The sequence below is a fragment of the Streptomyces sp. NPDC059524 genome (assembly GCF_042749255.1).
GTDB classification, from domain to species: domain Bacteria; phylum Actinomycetota; class Actinomycetes; order Streptomycetales; family Streptomycetaceae; genus Streptomyces; species Streptomyces xanthii.
On sequence record NZ_JBHYTK010000071.1, the window covers coordinates 17390 to 37718 of the forward strand.

A 20329-nucleotide genomic window follows, 5' to 3' on the forward strand; every position below is an offset into this window, starting at 1 on the left:
CGCCAAACACACACACACACACCCTCTCCTGGAGCCATCGCGCCCGCCCGCGAGAGCAAGATTAGGCATCCAACCACCAACTACCAGCGCGCGTTCCTCCCTTGGCCCGCCCCCCCCCCCAAATTTTTCTGTGTGCAGAGTGTCGGCGTCACGCAAGGTGCCCGTATGTACGACATGAGCACACGCCAGCGAGCCCTGGCATTGGTCGCGCAAGGGCGCAGCCTCAACTCGGTGAGCAAGGAGATCGGCATCTCCCGAGCCGCCATCCGCGCTTGGCAGACACGCATCGAGCCGCTCCCCCTCATGCGGACCCAAGCGGCTCCGTGCGTCCGCTGCGGACCCGAGCCCAAGCCGCCGGCCGACGCAGCGGCGTACAGCTATCTGTTAGGGCTCTACCTCGGCGATGGCTGCATCAGTGCTGGTGCGCGCCCCGGATACTTCCTCCGGATCGCCTGCGCCAACGCCTATCCGGGGCTCATCGACCAGTGCACCATCGCCATGCGCGCCATCAACCCCAGCGGCAAGTCCGGCCGGGTGCAGGCCGTTGGATACGTCTCGGTCGTCGCGTACAGCCGACACTGGCCTTGCCTTTTCCCCCAGCACGGCCCTGGTATGAAGCACACCCGCAAGATCACGCTCGAACCCTGGCAGCAGGAGATCGTCGACGCGTACCCCTGGGAGTTCGTCCGGGGGCTGGTCCATTCCGACGGCTGTCGGGTCATCAACTGGACGACTCGGCTCGTCGGCAGCGAGCGGAAGCGTTACGAATACCCCCGGTACTTCTTCTCCAACAAGTCCGACTGCATCAGGCAGCTCTTCACCAACACCTTGGATGCGCTCGGCGTCTCCTGGAGGTCCTGCACCCGGAATGGGGAAGCGTTCAATATCTCTGTCGCCCGAAAGGCCGATGTAGCGCGCATGGACGATCACATCGGGCCCAAATACTGAGCGCAATGTGACAGGTCACAAGCGCTCGCGCGGCGCGATGGGAGCTGCCCCAAGACGGTTGACGGGAGCATGCGCTCGGACGATCTTCGGCTGCACTTGTTCACGTACCGCCGTCGTCCGGAGGTCCCCATGAGCCCGATCAATCGACGTCAGTTCGTCGCCGCCGCAGCCGGTGCCGCCGCTGCCGCCGTCGCTCTGCACCCGGCGTCCGCGTTCGCCGCGGGCGGCGCTTCCGACCCCTCCGACTTCGCCGATGCCGATCGGGGGTTCGTCGGGACGCTCAGTCCCGCCGTGATCAAGGACGCGGCCGGGAAGGTCGTGTGGGACGCCGACGCGTATGACTTTCTGGAGGCTGAGAAGGCTCCGGTTACGGCGGACGCGAGTCTGTGGCGGCAGTCGCGGCTGGTGAGGAAGCACGGGCTGTACAAGGTCGCGGAGCGGATTTATCAGGTGCGGGGGTTCGATCTGTCGAACATGACGATCGTGGAGGGTGACACAGGGGTCATCGTGATCGATCCGCTGATCTCGGCGGAGACGGCGGCCGCCGCGCTCGCCCTGTACCGCAAGCACCGGGATCCCCAGAGCAAGCGCGAGGTGGTCGCGCTCATCTACACGCATCCGCATGTCGATCATTTCGGTGGGGCGTACGGCGTGCTGCCGGGCGGAGCCGGGGGCGTGCCGGTCGTGGCGCCGGAGGGGTTTCTGGAGCACGCGGTCTCGGAGAACGTGTACGCGGGGACGGCGATGACGCGGCGCGCGGGGTACATGTACGGGGCGCATCTGCCGAAGTCGGCGCGGGGGCAGATCGGTTGTGGGCTGGGGCAGAGTGTGTCGCTGGGGACGGTGGGGCTGATTCCGCCGACGGTGAGTGTCGCGCGGACGGGGCAGGTGGAGTCGTTCGACGGGGTGCGGGTCGAGTTCCAGATGACGCCGGGTACGGAGGCGCCGGCGGAGATGAACTTCCTGTTCCCGGATCTGCGGGCGGTGTGCATGGCGGAGAACGCGACGCACACGATGCACAACATCATCACGCTGCGTGGGGCGCAGGTGCGGGATGCGCGGGAGTGGGCGCGGTATCTGGGTGAGTCGATGGAGTGGTGCGGGGGGCGGGTGGATGTGGCGTTCGCGTCGCATCACTGGCCGACGTGGGGTGGGGTGGAGATTGTTGAACTGTTGTCGGAGCAGCGGGACTTGTACGCGTATCTGCATGATCAGACGTTGCGGTTGATCAATGTGGGGAGGACGGGGCGGGAGATCGCGGAGGAGTTGGAGTTGCCGCCGGGGCTGCGGGGGTGGGCGAATCGTGGGTATTACGGGTCGTTGAGTCACAACGTGAAGGGGATCTATCAGCGGTATATGGGGTGGTTCGATGCGAATCCGGCGCATTTGTGGGAGCACCCGCCGGTGGAGGAGGCGCGGCGGTATGTGAAGGCGTTGGGTGGTGGGGCGGCGACGGTGGCGAAGGCGCGGCGGTTCGCGAGGGAGGGGGATCTGCGGTTCGCGGCGACGCTGTTGAACCATGCGGTGTTCGCGGATCCGGGGAATGGCAGGGCGAAGCGTGAACTGGCCGCTGTTTATACGAAGTTGGGGCACGGGTCGGAGAATGCCGCGTGGCGGAATTTCTATCTGACGGGTGCGCTGGAGTTGACCGAGGGGGTGCAGGTCGGGGAGTCGTCGACGGCGGGGCCGTCGATGTTGTCGGCGTTGAGTGTGGAGCAGCTGATCGATTCGGTGGCGATCCGGGTGGATGGTCCGCGGGCGTGGGATCTGCGGTTGTCGATGGACTGGTGTTTTCCGGCGTCGGGTGTGGTGCACCATCTGACGTTGCGGAACGGTGTGTTGACGCATCGGAGCAGTGGGGAGCCGGATCCGGCGGCGGGGGTGTCGTTGACGATGTCGAAGGCGCAGTTGTTGGCGTTGTTGGCCGGGAAGGGGCTCGGGGACATCGTGGTGCGGGGGGATGTGTCGTTGTTGCAGAAGTTGTTGGGTGTGTTGGGGAAGCCGGACAAGGATTTTGCGATCGTGACCCCGTAGGTCCGTAGGCCCGGAGGTGTCCGGCGGTACGTGGGTGGCGTACCGCCGGGTGGCGCCGGGGGTTATTTGGGGGTGTCGTCCTCGCCGATGTGGTGGACGCGGACGAGGTTGGTGGAGCCGGGGACGCCGGGTGGGGAGCCGGCGGTGATGACGACGGTGTCGCCCTTGGCGCAGCGGCCGATTTTGAGGAGTTCTTCGTCGACTTGGGCGACCATGGCGTCGGTGGAGTCGACGTGGGGGCCGAGGAAGGTTTCGACGCCCCAGGTGAGGTTGAGTTGGGAGCGGGTGGCGGGGTCGGGGGTGAAGGCGAGGAGGGGGATGGGTGAGCGGTAGCGGGAGAGGCGTTTGACGGTGTCGCCGGACTGGGTGAAGGCGACGAGGAATTTGGCGCCGAGGAAGTCGCCCATTTCGGCGGCGGCGCGGGCGACGGCTCCGCCTTGGGTGCGGGGTTTGTTGCGTTCGGTGAGGGGTGGGAGGCCCTTGGCGAGGATGTCTTCTTCGGCGGCTTCGACGATGCGGCTCATGGTGGCGACGGTTTCGACGGGGTATTTGCCGACGCTGGTCTCGCCGGAGAGCATGACGGCGTCGGTGCCGTCGATGACGGCGTTGGCGACGTCGCTGGCTTCGGCGCGGGTGGGGCGGGAGTTGTCGATCATCGAGTCGAGCATCTGGGTGGCGACGATGACCGGTTTGGCGTTGCGCTTGGCGAGTTTGATGGCGCGCTTCTGGACGATCGGGACTTGTTCGAGGGGCATTTCGACGCCGAGGTCGCCGCGGGCGACCATGATGCCGTCGAATGCGGCGACGATGTCTTCGATGTTCTCGACGGCCTGGGGTTTTTCGACCTTGGCGATGACGGGGAGGTGGCGGCCTTCCTCGTTCATGATGCGGTGGACGTCTTCGATGTCGCGGCCGGTGCGGACGAAGGAGAGGGCGATGATGTCGGCGCCGGTGCGCAGGGCCCAGCGGAGGTCTGCTTCGTCTTTTTCGCTGAGTGCGGGGACGCTGACGGCGACGCCGGGGAGGTTGAGGCCTTTGTGGTCGGAGACCATGCCGCCTTCGATGACGGTGGTGTGGACGCGGGGGCCGTCGACGCGGGTGACTTCGAGGGTGACTTTGCCGTCGTCGACGAGGATGCGTTCGCCGGGGGTGACGTCGGCGGCGAGGCCGTCGTAGGTGGTGCCGCAGGTCTGGCGGTCGCCTTCGATGCCGCGTTCGACGGTGATGGTGAAGGCGTCGCCGCGTTCAAGGAGTACGGGTCCTTCACTGAAGCGGCCGAGGCGGATCTTCGGGCCTTGAAGGTCGGCGAGGACGCCGACGCTGCGGCCGGTCTCGTCGGAGGCCTTTCGCACGCGCTGGTAGCGCTCCTCGTGTTCGGCGTAGGTGCCGTGGCTGAGGTTGAAGCGGGCTACGTCCATGCCGGCTTCGACGAGTGCCTTGATCTGGTCGTACGAGTCGGTGGCGGGGCCCAGGGTGCAGACGATTTTTGCTCGGCGCATGTTTCGAGCCTAGGGCTTACCGGTGGGTAGAGATTTGGTGCGACATGACGACTCAACAAGCTTTACCTGAAGGACTGTTGACAAGTCTTGTATCTGTGCGGGTGGCTGCTCTGATGAGCGCGTGGGCGGGGTGGTTCGTCGGCCGGTCATCGGATCGAAATGTGCGGGGGGTGTTGCGGGTCGGTGTTCCTGGTCCAGAATCTACGCGCGTCACCAACTGTCGTTCGTCCGTAGGTCAGGAGCACGTCCATGTCGTTGAACCGCAGATCCTTCCTGGGCAAGTCCGCCGCGACCGGTGCGGGTGTCGCGCTGGCCGGTGGTGCCGTGGCGCCGTCGGCCGAGGCCGCCACGGGCCCTCCGGGCCGCGGGAAGCCGAGGAAGCGGTACGCGTTCACGGTCATGGGCACGACGGACCTGCACGGTCACGTCTTCAACTGGGACTACTACAAGGACGCCGAGTACAAGGACGCGGCGGGCAACGCGCAGGGTCTGTCGCGGATCTCGACGCTGGTGTCGCGGATCCGTGAGGAGGAGGGCCGGGGCAACACGCTGCTGATCGACGCGGGTGACACGATCCAGGGCACGCCCCTGACGTACTACTTCGCGCGCGTGGATCCGATCACGGCGGCGAACGGTCCGGTGCATCCGATGGCGCAGGCGATGAACGCGATCGGGTACGACGCGGCGGCTCTCGGCAATCACGAGTTCAACTACGGCATCGACACGCTGCGCAAGTTCGAGTCGCAGCTGCGTTTCCCGCTGCTGGGGGCGAACGCGGTGGACGCGAAGACGGAGAAGCCGGCGTTCGCGCCGTACGTGATCAGGACGCTGCGCACGCCGCACGGCAAGGACGTGAAGGTGGCGATCCTGGGCCTGACGAACCCGGGCATCGCGATCTGGGACAAGGCGTACGTGCAGGGGAAGCTGAAGTTCCCGGGTCTGGAGGAGCAGGCGGCGAAGTGGGTGCCGAAGCTGCGGTCGATGGGTGCGGACGTGGTGATCGTGTCGGCGCACTCGGGCGCGTCGGGCACGTCGTCGTGGGGTGACCAGCTGCCGTACGTGGAGAACGCGGCGGCGCGGGTGGCGGCGAAGGTGCCGGGGATCGACGCGATCCTGGTGGGGCACGCGCATGTGGAGATCGAGCAGCAGGTGGTGACGAACGAGGAGACGGGCCGGCCGGTCGTCCTCGCGGAGCCGCTGTGCTACGCGGAGCGGCTCGCGCGGTTCGACTTCGAGCTGGAGTGGGTGAAGGGTCGCTGGACGGTGGCGTCGGTGACGTCGAAGCTGCTGAACTCGAACACGGTGCCGGACGATCCGGCGATCACGAAGCTGCTGGCGGCGCAGCACGCGCTGGTGGTGAAGTACGTGAACCAGGTGGTCGGTTCGGCGAAGGTCGAGCTGACGACGGTGGACGCACGGTACAAGGACGCGCCGATCATCGACCTGATCAACAAGGTGCAGGCGGACGTGGTGACGGAGGCGCTGAAGTCGACGGAGTACGCGTCGCTGCCGGTGCTGTCGCAGGCGTCGCCGTTCTCGCGTACGTCGGCGATCCCGGCGGGCGAGGTGACGATCCGGGATCTGTCGAGCTTGTACGTGTACGACAACACGCTGGTCGCGAAGTTGATGACGGGTGCGCAGCTGCGGGCGTACCTGGAGTTCTCGGCGGAGTACTTCGTGCAGACGGCGCCGGACGCGCCGGTGGACGTGGAGAAGCTGACGAACGCGGGGAACCGGCCGGACTACAACTACGACTATGTGTCGGGTCTGTCGTACGACATCGACATCGCGCAGCCGGCCGGTTCGCGGATCAAGAATCTGAAGTTCGGCGGCAAGGATCTGGATGACGCGGCGAAGTTCGTGTTCGCGGTGAACAACTACCGGGCGAACGGTGGCGGTGCGTTCCCGCACGTGGCGAACGCCCAGGAGTTGTGGTCGGAGTCGACGGAGATCCGTACGCGGATCGCGGAGTGGGTGACGGCGAAGGGCGTCCTGGACCCGGCGGACTTCGCGTCGGTGGACTGGCGGCTGACGCGGGCCGGGACGCCGGTGTTCGCCCAGTAGTTCCGGCCGGCGGTTGCGGCCGGGGTCAGCTCCGGTCGAGGTCGTCCTGAAGTTCCACGAGAGCGCGCTCTCCGGGTCCGGTGTGGCCTTGGGGGGCGCGTTCCTCGTTCGGGGTGAGGCCGAAGGTGGTGAAGGCGGTGCGGCGGGGCTGGGGGTAGGGGCCCTTGCCGGTGAGGCTGTTGAGGATGGTGGCGCTGCGCCAGGCGGCGAGTCCGAGGTCGGGGGCGCCGACGCCGTGGGTGTGGCGTTCGGCGTTCTGTACGTAGACGCGGCCGCCGGCGCCTTGGACGGTGTCGTCGAGGACGAGGCGGAACTGGTCGTCGATGCGGGGGCGGCCGGAGGCGTCGCGCTGGATGTGGGGGTCGAGGCCGGACAGGATGCGGCCGAGGGGGCGTTCCTTGTAGCCGGTGGCGAGGACGACGGCGTCGGTGGTGAGGCGGGTGCGGACGCCTTGTTCCTGGTGTTCGAGGTGGAGTTCGATGCGCTGGTCGGCGAGGCGGCCGGCGGTGCGGACGCCGACGCCGGGGGTGAGGGTGACGTCGGGCCAGCCGCCGTGGAGGGTGCGCTGGTAGAGCTCTTCGTGGATGGCGGCGATGGTGTCGGCGTCGATGCCCTTGTGGAGCTGCCACTGGGCGGGGACGAGTCCGTCGCGTACGGGTTCGGGGAGGGCGTGGAAGTAGCGGGTGTAGTCGGGGGTGAAGTGTTCGAGGCCGAGTTTGCTGTATTCCATGGGGGCGAAGGCCTGGGTGCGGGCGAGCCAGTGGAGGTTCTCGCGGCCGGTGGGGCGGCGGCGCAGGAGGTCGAGGAAGATCTCGGCGCCGGACTGGCCGCTGCCGATGACGGTGACGTGGTCGGCGGCGAGGAGGCGTTCGCGGTGGTTCAGGTAGTCGGCGGAGTGGATCACGGGGACGGTGGGGGCGTCGGCGAGGGGTTTGAGGGGGGCGGGGACGAAGGGTTCGGTGCCGATGCCGAGGGCGATGTTGCGGGTGTGGGTGCGGCCGAGGGCTTCGGCTTCGCCGTGGGTGTCGAGTTGGGTGTAGTCGACTTCGAACAGGGCGCGTTCGGCGTTCCAGCGGACGGCGTCGACCTGGTGGCCGTAGTGGAGTCCGGGGAGGTTCTCGCTGACCCAGCGGCAGTAGGCGTCGTACTCGGCGCGCTGGATGTGGAAGCGCTCGGCGAAGTAGAAGGGGAAGAGGCGTTCGCGGGTCTTGAGGTAGTTGAGGAAGGACCAGGGGCTGGCGGGGTCGGCGAGGGTGACGAGGTCGGCGAGGAAGGGGACCTGGAGGGTGGCGCCGTCGATGAGCAGGCCGGGGTGCCAGTGGAAGGCGGGGCGCTGTTCGTAGAAGACGGTGTCGAGTTCGGTGAGGGGGTGGGCGAGGGCGGCGAGGGAGAGGTTGAAGGGGCCGATGCCGATGCCGACGAGGTCGCGGGGTGCGTCGGTGGGGGTGTGCGGGGGCTGCGGTGCGGGCGCGGCAGTCATCGGGGGGTGTGTCCTTCCACCAGTTTCAGGAGCGCGGCGAGGTCGCCGGGGTCGGTGTGCGGGTTGAGGAGGGTGGCCTTGAGCCAGAGGCGGCCGTCCACGCGGGCGCGGCCGAGGACGGCGCGGCCTTCGGTGAGCAGGCGGCGGCGGATCTCGGCGATGTCGTCGTCGTTCGCGCCGGTGGGGCGGAACAGGACGGTGGTGAGGGTGGGGGTGTCGTAGAGGTCGAGGCCGGGGTGGAGGTCGACGAGGCGGGCCAGGTGGTGGGCGAGGGCGACGACCTGGTCGACGAGGGCGGCGATGCCGGTGCGGCCGAGGGCCTTGAGTGTGACGGCGATCTTGAGGATGTCGGGGCGGCGGGTGGTGCGCAGGGAGCGGCCGAGGAGGTCGGGGAGTCCGGCTTCGGTGTCGTCGTCGGCGTTGAGGTAGTCGGCCTGGTGGGTGAGGGGGGCCAGGTCGGTGGGCCGGCGTACGGCGAGGAGTCCGGCGGCCACGGGTTGCCAGCCGAGTTTGTGCAGGTCGAGGGTGACGGTGTGGGCGCGGTCGAGTCCGGTCAGCGCGGCGCGGTGGTGGGGGCTGAACAGGAGGCCGGCGCCGTAGGCGGCGTCGATGTGGAGGCGGGCGCCGTGGGCGGCGCAGCGGTCGGCGATCTCGGGGAGCGGGTCGATGAGGCCGGCGTCGGTGGTGCCCGCGGTGGCGGCGACGAGCCGGGGGCCGGGGAGGTCGGTGAGGGCCTCGTCGAGGGTGGCGGGGTCGAGGGTGCCGTTGGGGGTGGGCAGCACGATCGGTTCGGGCAGGCCGAGGAGCCAGGCGGCGCGGGTGAGGCTGTGGTGGGCGTTGGCGCCGGTGATGAGCTGGACGGGGCGGGTGGTGCGGTGGGTCTCGCGGGCGAGGAGGACGGCGAGCTGGTTGGCTTCGGTGCCGCCGGTGGTGACGAGGGCGTCCGGGGCGGTGCCGGCGTCGGTGTCGGTCTCCGGGTAGACCTCGCGGGCGAGGGTGCCGGTGATCAGGGTTTCGAGGACGGAGGCGGCGGGGGCCTGGTCCCAGGAGTCCATGGAGGGGTTGAGGGCGCTCACGGCGAGGTCTGCGGCGGTGGCGACGGCTAGGGGCGGGCAGTGGAGGTGGGCCGCGCACAGCGGGTCGGCGGGGTCGGCGGCGCCTTGGGTGAGGGCGGTGACGAGGGTGCGCAGGGCTGCTTCGGCGCCGGTGCCGTGGTCGGGGAGCGGGTCGCCGGCCGCCGCTTCGACGCGGGCGGCGACCGCTTCGGGGCCGCCGGCCGGGAGGGGGCCGCCTCGGTCGGCGCCGCCGGCGCGCAGGGCGTCCAGGACGGTGTCGAGCAGGGGCCGCAGGGCGTCGGGGCCGTCTGTGCCTCCGGCCAGGGGCGGCAAGGTGCGCATGCGGGACCCTTCGGGGACTGGGCGGTGATCTGGGTGCGGCCAGTCTTCGACGGGGCGGAGTCTTGGTCCGGGTGATCACGTGAAGTGGACCCGAAAGGGGGATGGGGGGCGGGATTTGGGGTGCGGGTGGTGTATTGGGCGGGGGTGCGCCGTAGCTCCACTGGTTCGTCGCCGGGTGACAGGGTGCGTCGTGGCTGGTCGCGCAGTTCCCCGCGCCCCTGGAGATGCGCACTTCGTGCGCTGTCTCCAGGGGCGATCGGGTCAGGCCTGGGCGCGGACTCGGAGGGCCCTGGACAGGTCGTCCAGTTGGTCGACGAGACGCCGGCGCAGGGCCGGGGTCGGGTTGCCCTCGGAGAGGCAGAACTCGCCCAGCCGGAGGGTCTCCGGGGAGATGGCTGTCGCGGGGAAGGCGTAGCGCCCGGCCGCCGCCGCGAGAGCCGCCCCCCGGCGCTCCGCGAGGGCGGTGACGTCGGTGAAGTAGCGGGCGACGTAGCCGCGCAGCAGGTCGTTCTGTTCGGGTTGCCAGAAGCCCTGGGCGGTGGCGGTGAACAGGTAGTTGGAGAGTTCGCGTGCGGGGTCGTCGGTGAACAGGGCGTGCCAGGCGGCGGCCTTGGCCTGCGGGTCGGGCAGCGCGGCGTGGCAGCGGGCGGCGCCTTCCTGGCCGGTGGCGCTGGGGTCGTGGGCGAGTTCGGCCTCGATGACGGCGTCGTCGACGGCGCCGAGGACGCTCATGCGGCCGAGGATGCGCCAGCGCAGTTCGGGGTCGAGTTCGGGTCCGCCGGGGACGCTGCCGCTGTCGTACCAGCCGCGGATGACGTCGGCGTGCTGGGCGGCGTCGATGAGGTGGCGGACGGCGGTGAGGCGCAGGCCGGGGCGTTCTCCGTCCTCGGTGCGGCGGACGATGTCCTCGCACAGGGAGGTGAGGAGGGAGAGGGCCTCGGGGCGCTGTTCGGGGGTGCTGTAGTGGTCGGCGACCTGGTGGTGGGCGAAGGAGAGGACGCCCTGGACGAGGGCGAGGTCGGTCTCCTCGGGGAGGTGGGCCTGGGCGGCCAGCAGGTAGGAGACCGGCTGGAGTTCGCCGTCGCGGACCATGTCGCTGAGCGCGTTCCACAGGACGGCGCGGGTGAGGGGGTCGGGGATGCCGGACAGGCCGCGCAGGGCGGCTTCCTCGGAGTGGGGGTCGAGGCGGATCTTGGCGTAGGTGAGGTCCTGGTCGTTGGGGACGATCAGGGTGGGGCGCGGGCCGCGGAAGGTGACGGGTTCGCCGGGGACGTCGACGTCGACGCGTTCGCGCAGGACGAAGGCGCGGCCGTCGGCGGGGTCGCGGTCGTAGAGGCCGACGGCGATGCGGTGGGGGCGGCTGCCGGTGCGGTCGACGGTGAGGGTCCAGCTGTCCTCGGTCGCGGTGACGCGCGGGGTGAGGGTGTCGACTCCGGTGGTGCGCAGCCAGGCGTCGGCCCAGGCGTGGACGTCGCGGTCGGTGTGGTGGGCGAGGGAGTCGATGAAGTCGGCGAGGGTGGCGTTGGCGAACTTGTGGCGTTCGAAGTGGGTGTTGATGCCGGCGAGGAAGTCCTTCTCGCCGAGCCAGTTGACGAGCTGGCGCAGGGCGGAGGCGCCCTTGGCGTAGGAGATGCCGTCGAAGTTGAGGAGGGCGGAGGCGGTGTCCTCGACGGCTTCGGGGGCGACGGGGTGGGTGGAGGGGCGCTGGTCGGCCTCGTAGCCCCAGTTCTTGCGGGAGATGCCGAAGTCGACCCAGGTGTTGGCGAAGCGGGTGGCTTCGGTGAGGGTCTGGTAGCCCATGTACTCGGCGAAGGACTCGTTGAGCCAGATGTCGTCCCACCACTTGAGGGTGACGAGGTCGCCGAACCACATGTGGGCCATCTCGTGGGCGATGACCATGGCGCGGGTCTGGCGTTCGGTGTCGGTGACGGCGGAGCGGTAGACGAACTCGTCGCGGAAGGTGACGAGTCCGGGGTTCTCCATGGCGCCGGCGTTGAACTCGGGGACGAAGGCCTGGTCGTAGGAGTCGAAGGGGTAGGGCTCGGCGAACTTCTCGTGGTAGCGGTCGAAGCACGCGCGGGTGATGTCGAGGAGTTCGTCGGCGTCGGCGTCCAGGTGGGGCGCGAGGGAGCGGCGGCAGTGGAGGCCGAAGGGCAGGCCGCGGTGTTCGGTGCGGACGGAGTGCCAGGGGCCTGCGGCGACGGCGACGAGGTAGGTCGACAGGAGGGGGGTGGTGGCGGCCTGCCACTTTCCCCCGCCGAGGTGTTCGGTGACGCTGTTGGCGAGGACGGTCCAGCCTTCGGGGGCGGTGACGGTGAGGTCGAAGACGGACTTGAGGTCGGGCTGGTCGAAGGCGGCGAAGACGCGCTGGACGTCCTCCATGAACAGCTGGGTGTAGACGTAGGTCTCGCCGTCGGTGGGGTCGGTGAAGCGGTGCATGCCCTCGCCGGTGTGCGAGTAGCGCATGGCGGCGTCGACGCGGAGCTCGTGCTCGCCGGCGGTGAGGCCGGTGAGGGGCAGGCGGTTGCCGTCGAGGGCGGCGGGGTCCAGGGCCTGGCCGTCGAGGGTGACGGTGCGCAGTTCGGCGGGTTTGAGCTCGACGAAGGTGTCTCCCGCGGTGCGTGTGGTGAAGCGGATCGCGGTGCGGGAGTCGAAGGTGTCGGGGCCGCGGGTGAGGTCGAGGTCCACGGTGTACCGCTGGACCTCGATGAGCCGGGCGCGGGTCTGCGCTTCGTCGCGCGTCAGTACGGGCATGGGGTCATGTTGCCGTACGCCTCCGGCGCGGGGACAGGTTGTGTCCTGTCAGGGGCGGCGCCTTGGTCGCGGGCCTGGGTCGCCCCGTAAGGGACGCGGGGAACTGCGCGACCGGCCGCGACGGCGCTGCAGCCGCCGATGATCAGCGGCCCCGACGGCGCTGAGGCCACGGGGCTCTGCCCCGGACCCCGCTCCTCAATCGCCGGAGGGGCTTGATTTGCCGGGCCCGCTCGATTCGACCGCACCCGAGGGGACCGCTTCCGCCGCGATCTGTTCGTGGTGGCGGATGACCTCGCTGATGATGAAGTTGAGGAACTTCTCGGCGAACGCGGGGTCGAGTTTGGCGTTCTCGGCGAGCTGGCGCAGGCGCTCGATCTGGCGGGCCTCGCGGGCCGGGTCGGCGGGCGGCAGGGCGTGCTGGGCCTTGAGGTGGCCGACCTGCTGGGTGGCCTTGAAGCGTTCGGCGAGCATGTGGACGACGGCGGCGTCGATGTTGTCGATGCTGTCGCGCAGGCGGCCGAGCTCGGCGCGGACGGCGGGGTCGACTTCCGTCTGGGGTGCGGGGTCGCTGGTGGTCATGGGAGGTCAGCCTACGTGGAGCATGGGCGGGTGGTCGGGGTCGGGGATCTTGTCGGACCAGCCGCCGGGGACGGCGCGGCCCTGTTGTTCGCGGAAGCGGACGGGTGCGGTGCCGACGCGGCGGGTGAAGAGGCGGGAGAAGTAGGCGGGGTCGTCGTAGCCGACGCGGCGGGCGACGGCGGCGACGGGGAGTTCGGTGGCGGCGAGGAGTTCCTTGGCGCGGCCGAGGCGGATGCCGAGGAGGTAGTCCTTGGGGCTGCAGCCGGCGCCCCGGCGGACGGCGGTGCGCAGTTCGGCGGGGGTCATGCCGTGGCGGGCGGCGTGTTCGGCGACCGAGAGGGGCTGGAAGGCGTCGCGGGCGAGGGCCTGGAGGACGGGGTCGCCGTCGGGGGCCATGTCGGCGCGGGCGCGGCGCAGGGCGACGAGGAGTTCGTGGACGGCGGCGCCGGTCTCGACCTCGAGGAGGGGGTTGCCGCGGCGGGCGGCGCGGGCGATGCGGCCGACGGCGGCGCGGGCGCCGGCGGCGTCGGCGAGGGGGACGACGGGGCGGTCGGGTTCTATGTAGCCGAGTTCGGTGTAGGTGGCGGCTGCGGGTCCGGTGAAGTCGACGAAGCACTCGTCCCAGCCGTGGTCGGGGTCGGCGCCGTAGTGGTGCGGGACTCCGGGGGTGAGCCAGATGAGGGCGGGGGCGGTGATGGTGGTGCGGCGGCCGTCGGCGTTCTGGAACCAGCCGGTGCCGGCGGTGATGACGACGGCGACGTGGTGGTCGAGGGTGCGGGGTCCGACGGTGGGCAGGAGGCCGTGCTGGAGTCCGACGCCGAGGCAGACGAGGCCGAGGCGGTGGTGGGCCGGGCTGGGCGTGAAGTAGCGCATCCAGGTGTGGTATGTGGACATCTGTCCCCTCCTGTGGTGTTTCGCGCGCCTGGGTCGTGACCGCGTAGCCCCGTCCAACACCAGCCGATCTTTGTCCATGGACCCCGTCGCCCGCCAGAGGTGATGGTGGCCGCCTGTACGTGAGCGAGAGGGACCTGATGACCGAGTTCAGGGTGGGCGAGGACGACTTCGAGGTGGACGGCCGGCCGGTGCGGCTGCTGTCGGGGGCTCTGCACTACTTCCGGGTGCACGAGGAGCAGTGGGGGCACCGGCTGCGGATGCTGAAGGCGATGGGCCTGAACTGTGTGGAGACCTACGTCCCGTGGAACCTGCACGCGCCGCGTCCGGGTGAGGTGCGGGACGTGGCGGCGGTGGGCCGTTTCCTGGACGCCGCTCAGGAGGCGGGCCTGTGGGTGATCGCGCGGCCGGGGCCCTACATCTGCGCGGAGTGGGAGAACGGGGGGCTGCCGCACTGGGTGACGGGCCGGGTGGGGGCGCGGCTGCGGTCTCGGGACGCGGAGTTCCTGTCCTTGGTGGAGGACTGGTTCCGGGTGCTGATGCCGCAGATCACGCAGCGGCAGGTCGACCGGGGCGGCCCGGTGATCATGGTGCAGGTGGAGAACGAGTACGGCAGTTTCGGCTCGGACCACGTGTATCTGCGAGCGCTGGCGGATCTGCTGCTCGGACTCGGGGTGACGGTGCCGCTGTTCACGTCGGACGGTCCCGAGGACCACATGCTGACGGGCGGGTCGGTGCCGGGGATCCTGGCGACGGCGAACTTCGGCTCGCAGGCGCGCGAGGGTTTCGCGACGCTGCGCAGGCACCGTCCGTCGGGTCCGTTGATGTGCATGGAGTTCTGGTGCGGCTGGTTCGACCACTGGGGCGCGGAGCATGTCGTACGGGATCCGCGGGACGCGGCGGACGCGCTGCGGGAGATCCTGGAGTGCGGGGCGTCGGTGAACCTGTACATGGCGCACGGCGGGACGAGTTTCGGTGGCTGGGCGGGGGCGAACCGCGGGGGCGGGGCGCTGCACGACGGGGTGCTGGAGCCGGATGTGACGTCGTACGACTATGACGCGCCGATCGACGAGTTCGGGCGGCCGACGGAGAAGTTCTGGCTGTTCCGGGAGGTTCTCGGCAAGTACGCGGAGGGGCCGCTGCCGGAGGTTCCGGAGCGGCCGGCCGCGCTCGCGGCGCCGGTGACGGCGGAGCTGACGGCGTTCACGGCGCTGGACGGGGTGCTGGAGGCGCTGGGCGGGCCGGAGTCGGAGTGGGCGACGCCGCCGTCGTTCGAGGAGCTGGACGTGGACCGGGGGCTGGTGCGGTACGCGGTGACGGTGCCGGGTCCGCGCGGCGCTCTGCCGTTGCGGGCGAACGGGCTGCGGGACGTCGCGGTCGTGGAGGTGGACGGGGAGCGGGTCGGGGTCCTCACGGAGGCGGAGCCGGAGCTGTCGGTCCCGGTGGCGGGGCACGCGCGCGTGGAGCTGTGGGTGGAGTCCCTGGGGCGGGTCAACTACGGGCCGCGCACGGGTGAGCTCAAGGGGCTGACGGGCGGGCTGCTGCACGAGCGGCAGTATCTGCACGGGGTGAGGGCGCGGGCGCTGCGCCTGGACGCGTTCACGGCGGAGGCGGTGGCCGGGCTGCCGTCCGCGGAGCCGGAGGAGGGGCGGCGCGGGCTGTTCCGGGGCGGGTTCGAGGTGGCGGGTCCGGGGGACGCGGCGCTGGAACTGCCGGGCTGGGCGCGCGGGTTCGTGTGGGTCAATGGGTTCTGCCTGGGCCGGTACTGGCCGGCGGCCGGTCCGCAGGAGGCGCTGTACGTGCCGGGTCCGGTGCTGCGGGCGGGCGCGAACGAGGTGTGGGTGCTGGAGACGGACCGCTCGGGTCCGCCGCGGGTGCGTCTGTCCTGACGCTCCGAGGCGTGTGGAAGGGCCGGTCCCGGATCGCGGGGCCGGCCCTTCGTCCTGTGTCCGGTGGGTCAGTCGAGCTCGGTCACGGTGAACCGGTCGATGACGACCGCGCCGCCGTCGGAGGCGTTCGAGGTCAGGCCCACCCACGCGTCGCCCTGGTCGGGCGCCGTGAACTCGTAGGCGAACTCGGCGGTGCCCTCGGTGGTTCTGGCGAGGGCGTCGGAGCGCAGGGTCCGGGCGGCCGGTTCGTCGACCGCGGTGGTCCAGGTGGCGGTGGTCTCGCTCTGGTAGAGGAACGCCACCTTGTAGCGCTTGCCGGGGGTGAAGGGGACGGTCGCCGGGATGGTGCGGTAGACGAGGCCGGTGCCGGTCAGGCGGGCCTTGAGGGACCAGTTCCCGGTGAGCACGTCGTCGGTCTTCGTGCCGTTCCAGCCGGCCTGGGTGTAGGGCGCGTGCTTCTCGGCGAGGTGGGCGCGGCTGGTGTAGGCGATGAACGGGAAGATGCCGTCGGGTACGTCCTCGAAGTCCTGGTGGACGAGGGTGCCGGGCTGTGTGGCCGGGACGGCGGCGCGGGCGACGCGCACGTTGTCGAACGCCACGCGCGCGGGGCCGTCGGCGACCTTCAGGGCGAGGGTGACGTCGCCGCCCTGTTCGGGGACGGTGAAGTGGACGAACATGCGCTGGAAGCGGGTGTTCAGCTTCAGGTCGCAGGACTGCTTGTTGACGGCCGTGGACGACTCCATGACCACCTCGCGGGAGCCTTCGGAGGTGGTGATCTCCAGGGTGGCGGTGCGCCGCTCCCCCGCCGTGTCGCCGACGAGCGCCTGGACGGAGGCGACGTAGGACTGTCCGGGGCGCAGTCCGCGCAGTGTCTGGGCGAGGGACGCGGCGGCGCCGTCGGTGCCCGCCCAGGCCTCGTACTGGCCGGTGGCGCTGCGTTCGACCGCGCAGGCGCCGGTGACGGTCCAGCCGTGCAGGGAGCCGGAGTTGAAGCCGGGGTCGCGCACCGGGGTGCCCTCGCCCCACGCCGGGTCGCGGTCCAGGTCGGCGCGGTCCTTGTAGAGGACGTAGGGCTGGTCGGGGTCGGCCTTCAGGGTGACGCTGCCGTCGCCGGAGACGGGCACGTGGGCGACGAAGACGCGGCCCTGGTCGGTGAGGCGGTACAGGGCGACACGGGTGCGGGAGGCGGCCCACGCGCGCGGGAGGCGCCAGGTCGTGCTGCCGCCCTCGGGGTTGTAGTGGTAGAGCTTCGCGGGGTCGAGGGCGCGGCGCGGGTCCCAGGGCAGCAGGTAGGTGTCGCCGGTCAGGACGGTGCGGCCGTCGGTGGTGACGGTGCGGGTGCCGTCGGCGGTGGCGGTGACCTTGGTGTCTCCGGCGCCGAAGAAGGTGATCTCGTCGTCGGCCCAGGTCTTGATCGCTCTGGCCTGGAGGTACTTGACGGGCAGGGTGTGGGACCAGATGAGGCGGTAGAAGGCGGTCCAGTCGGTCTTGTTCTGCCAGGCCTCGAAGTCGCCGAGGCGGGCGGTGCCGAGGAGGGGGAACTTGTCGGCGAAGACGTCCTTCTGGTGGTGGCGCATGAAGCGGATCAGCCGGGAGTTGACGCCGCGCGAGGAGTCGGCCCCGTAGGTGACGTCGTTGGCCCAGTGCGCCCACAGGGCGGAGCGTTCGAGGCCGTGGCCCCATTCGGTGGTGACCTGCCAGCCCTGGTCGCGCAGGATGCGCTGGAAGCGGTCGCCGATCCAGCCGGAGTCGCGGAACACGTCGACGTAGAGGGTGTTGAGCCCGTCGTCGACCTCGTCGCGCAACTGCTTCAGGCGCTTCTCGGTGCCGCCGCTGACCAGGTCCCAGCGGTTGTTGATCCGGTAGCTCTGGTCCATCCAGGCCCACTGCTTGTTCGTCTTGTCGACGAGCTGCTCGGAGAAGGCGCGGGCCTCGGGGTAGGACTCGGTGAAGTTGATGTGGACGGCGAAGTCGCTGTCCCACTTCTTGCCGGTGCGCACCAGGGTGTTGAGGTCGTCGAGGCCGCCGGCGCGCTCGTTGTAGTGGCCGCCGTAGTCGGGGTGGGCGGCGTCGTGGCCCTCGGACTGGTAGCCCTTGAGGAGGGTGAACTGGCGCAGGCCGTCGGTGGCGAGGTGGATGCGCTTGACGTGGTCGAGGGTGACGAGGAACGGATTGCCCGCGACGGAGCCGATGTTGTACGTGATGTGGGCGACGACGCGCTGGTACTGGCGGTCGGCGCCGAGCGGGGTGTGGGCGATGTCGCGGAAGGCGATCGCGGCGTCCTGCCAGTCGACGACGCCGTCGCCGTTGCGGTCCCCGGTGACGATCACCTTGGCCCAGGGCAGGGGTTCGGTGTCGTCGTCGGCGGCCGTGTCGGCGCGGTAGGTCCACTGGCCGTTGCTGATGCCGGCCTTGACGTAGCCGTCGCGCTGGACGACCTGCCGCCAGAAGCGCCCGTTCTCCCAGTTCGCGCCGGGTGTCCTGGACGGGTAGTCGTAGCTGGCGTTGTTCTCGACGGCGGCGCCGAGTTCGCTCGTGTGGGCGACGGCGTACGCGATGCCGGCGGCGGTCTCGTCGGGCCGGCTGTCAGTGGTGACCCGTACGGTGGAATCGCCGCTCTTGGCCTTGTCGATCTCGACGCGGGCCGTGGCGAGGGTGGCGCTGTCCTGCGTCGAGCGCACGCTGACCAGCTGCAGTCCGGGGATCTGCAGGGTGCGCACGCGCAGGGCGTCCGTGTCGTGGATCGCGGTGACGCGGAAGGTGACGGTCCAGTCCTCGACGGCGATCTCGGCGTCGATGCGGGGGCCTTCGTCGAGGGTGAGGGTGTAGGCGATCCGGTCGGACTCGGTGCGGCTGGTGACGCGGGGGGTGTACGGGGTGTTGTTGACGAGGAGCTGGGTGACCGCGTCCTCTTGGGCGTACAGGGTGCGGTCGGTGGCGCGGGCCGTGTACGAGGCGATCCGGGGGAAGGCGGTGCCGACGCGGACGGTGAGCGACGCGGAGCGGATGACGGCCTCGGTGTCGGTGGCCGCGGCGGCCGCCGTCGCCTCCAGAGTGGCCGCGCGGGCCACGCCTCCCAGCCCGAGCGCGAGCCCCGCTCCTCCCACGGCCCCGGCGGCGACGACCGCCCTGCGACTGGGTCCCTGCTTCTGCGGCGACTGGCCGGTGGGCGGCACGGGTGGCCTCCTTCTGCGCGACGTTCCGATGTGCCGCTCACGATGCGCCGCGGGGGCGCTCGGGGCCCATGGACAAAGAAGCGGAAGGACTTGGACTAATGGGGCCCTGGTGCTTCCGGGGGTCGGGGGGTGGTCCGGGGGGGGGCCGGGCGGCGGGCCTGTGGGGCCGACGGTCTGTGGGGGCGGTTCGGCAGTGGTGGGTGCGGGGTGCTCGGCGGGGCCGTCCGGGGGGGCCGGTGAGAGCCGGTGGGTTCGCTGTGGTGGGCGGTGTGACGGCCGGCGGGGCTGTGCGGCGGCCGGGCGGCACGGGGTGGCCGGTGGAGGGGGATGTGACGGTCGGCGGGGGTGGTGCGCTGGAGGAGTACGGCCCTGTGCCCGGTCCGTCCCCGTCCCCCCGTGGGCGGCGGGGTGCGGGTGTCCGCCGCCTCCGCGTCCCCCTCCCCCAGCGGGACGCGGGGGCGGACCCGCGTGCTGTTCCGGGGCGGCGGGGCCGCCGTACGCTGGAGTGGCCGGGTCCGGGGGCCGTCCCCGGGGGGACACGGCCCGGCGGCCCCAGGGGGTGCGCGCGTGGCGAACGGCGGGCCGGTGGTGCACGGCTATCCGCATCTGGAGACGGTGCGTTCGGCGATCACCGCGTTGTACCGGCGGCTGTCGTACGACACGGTGCACACGTTCGCGACGAGTGTCGCGCCCTCCGACGTGGCGTTCTGCGACACGGACGATCTGTATCTGGGGGCGCAGCGGGTGGCGCGGGAGCTGGTGCGGCACTACCGGCTGCCGGACGCGCGGATGATCGTGAGCTTCCGGGAGATGCAGCACGCGGCGAGTGTCGAACTGGCGGCGGGGCCCGAGTACTTCATCGAGCTGAACGACCGGTTCCGGACGCATCGGCGGGACATCGGGGCGGCGCTGGCCCACGAGATCATGCACGTGTATCTGCACCGGCTCGACCTGTCGTTCCCGGGGACGCGGGACAACGAGATCCTGACGGACACCGCGACGACGTACCTGGGTGCGGGCTGGCTGCTGCTGGACGCGTTCCGGGAGGACGGGGCGTCTTCGCAGAAGCTGGGCTATCTGACGCCGGAGGAGTTCGGGTACGTGCTGGCGAAGCGGTCGCTGGCGTTCGGCGAGGCGCCGGAGACGTGGTTCACGAGCCCGCAGGCGTACACGGCGTACACGGAGGGGCTGGCGCGGGCCCGGCTCGACGCGCGGCAGCCTCCGCTGACGGCGGCCGGGTGGGCGGGGCGGCGGCGCTACGCGAAGGATCGCCGCGAGGCCCAGTCCCGGGGGCCGGGGCCCGCGCCGGGCTCCGCGTCGGCCCCTTACGCCTTCTCGCCGTCCGGTGCCCAGGAGCGTCCCGGCCTACGGGTCGCGTTCCCCTGCCCGACCTGTCATCAGCGGATCCGGGTGCCCGTACGGGGGCGGGTGCGGGCGCGCTGTGCGTTGTGCCGCACGGTGCTGGAGTGCGACACGTAGGGGGCGGTGCCGGTTCGTCGCGGGGCGCGAGTGGGTGGGGGCTGGTCGCGCAGTTCCCCGCGCCCCTGAAATGCAGGCGCTGCGCGCCGCATTTCCCCGATGGGGCACCGCCCCTGGAGAGGGCGCACGCTGTGGGCAG

The 20329-nt window shown here is 70.7% G+C and carries 12 protein-coding genes; 5 read left to right on the top strand and 7 right to left on the bottom strand.

Annotated features, from left to right (window positions below; translation table 11 throughout):
- Window positions 1–165 precede the first annotated feature (165 nt).
- The gene (locus ACFW9D_RS20830; RefSeq protein WP_384623725.1) at window positions 166–948 is read left to right on the top strand and encodes a transcriptional regulator; all 783 of its coding nucleotides are present in this window, start codon (window positions 166–168) and stop codon (window positions 946–948) included.
- Window positions 949–1077: 129 nt separating this feature from the next.
- Complete coding sequence (locus ACFW9D_RS20835) at window positions 1078–2982, top strand: alkyl/aryl-sulfatase (RefSeq protein ID WP_384623727.1); 1905 nt, start codon at window positions 1078–1080, stop codon at window positions 2980–2982.
- A gap of 62 nt (window positions 2983–3044) precedes the next feature.
- On the opposite strand, the gene pyk is transcribed toward ACFW9D_RS20835, so the two are convergent.
- A complete protein-coding gene (gene pyk, locus ACFW9D_RS20840; RefSeq protein ID WP_384623728.1) occupies window positions 3045–4481 on the bottom strand; it encodes a pyruvate kinase in 1437 nt (478 codons plus the stop codon).
- A gap of 249 nt (window positions 4482–4730) precedes the next feature.
- Between pyk and ACFW9D_RS20845 the strand changes: the two genes are divergently transcribed.
- A complete protein-coding gene (locus ACFW9D_RS20845) occupies window positions 4731–6545 on the top strand; it encodes a bifunctional metallophosphatase/5'-nucleotidase (RefSeq protein ID WP_384623730.1) in 1815 nt (604 codons plus the stop codon).
- A 25-nt stretch (window positions 6546–6570) separates the two neighbouring features.
- Here ACFW9D_RS20845 and ACFW9D_RS20850 read toward each other — a convergent pair whose 3' ends face one another.
- The 5 genes from ACFW9D_RS20850 to ACFW9D_RS20870 all read right to left on the bottom strand — a co-directional run bounded on the left by ACFW9D_RS20850 (window position 6571) and on the right by ACFW9D_RS20870 (window position 13649).
- The gene (locus ACFW9D_RS20850) at window positions 6571–8025 is read right to left on the bottom strand and encodes a lysine N(6)-hydroxylase/L-ornithine N(5)-oxygenase family protein (protein WP_384623732.1); all 1455 of its coding nucleotides are present in this window, start codon (window positions 8023–8025) and stop codon (window positions 6571–6573) included.
- Window positions 8022–9422: a pyridoxal phosphate-dependent decarboxylase family protein gene (locus ACFW9D_RS20855; RefSeq protein WP_384623734.1), complete on the bottom strand. Its 1401-nt coding sequence runs from the start codon at window positions 9420–9422 to the stop codon at window positions 8022–8024. The genes ACFW9D_RS20850 and ACFW9D_RS20855 overlap by 4 nt, the downstream gene beginning before the upstream one ends.
- A 261-nt stretch (window positions 9423–9683) precedes the next feature.
- Complete coding sequence (gene pepN, locus ACFW9D_RS20860) at window positions 9684–12176, bottom strand: aminopeptidase N (RefSeq protein ID WP_384623736.1); 2493 nt, start codon at window positions 12174–12176, stop codon at window positions 9684–9686.
- Window positions 12177–12371: 195 nt separating this feature from the next.
- Window positions 12372–12755, bottom strand: coding sequence for a chorismate mutase (locus ACFW9D_RS20865; protein WP_384623737.1), 384 nt, complete (start codon window positions 12753–12755; stop codon window positions 12372–12374).
- A 6-nt stretch (window positions 12756–12761) separates the two neighbouring features.
- On the bottom strand, window positions 12762–13649 hold the full coding sequence (locus ACFW9D_RS20870) for an AraC family transcriptional regulator (protein ID WP_188339508.1): 888 nt from the start codon (window positions 13647–13649) through the stop codon (window positions 12762–12764).
- A gap of 137 nt (window positions 13650–13786) precedes the next feature.
- Here ACFW9D_RS20870 and ACFW9D_RS20875 point away from each other — a divergent pair, with 137 nt between their 5' ends.
- Window positions 13787–15535, top strand: coding sequence for a beta-galactosidase family protein (locus ACFW9D_RS20875; RefSeq protein WP_384623745.1), 1749 nt, complete (start codon window positions 13787–13789; stop codon window positions 15533–15535).
- Between the two features lie 68 nt (window positions 15536–15603).
- Here the strand turns inward: ACFW9D_RS20875 and ACFW9D_RS20880 are convergent, their stop codons facing one another.
- Complete coding sequence (locus tag ACFW9D_RS20880; protein ID WP_384623738.1) at window positions 15604–18711, bottom strand: endo-alpha-N-acetylgalactosaminidase family protein; 3108 nt, start codon at window positions 18709–18711, stop codon at window positions 15604–15606.
- A gap of 567 nt (window positions 18712–19278) precedes the next feature.
- On the opposite strand from ACFW9D_RS20880, the gene ACFW9D_RS20885 reads away from it, so the two are divergent.
- Window positions 19279–20190, top strand: coding sequence for a hypothetical protein (locus ACFW9D_RS20885; protein WP_384623740.1), 912 nt, complete (start codon window positions 19279–19281; stop codon window positions 20188–20190).
- The last annotated feature ends 139 nt before the right edge of the window (window positions 20191–20329 follow it).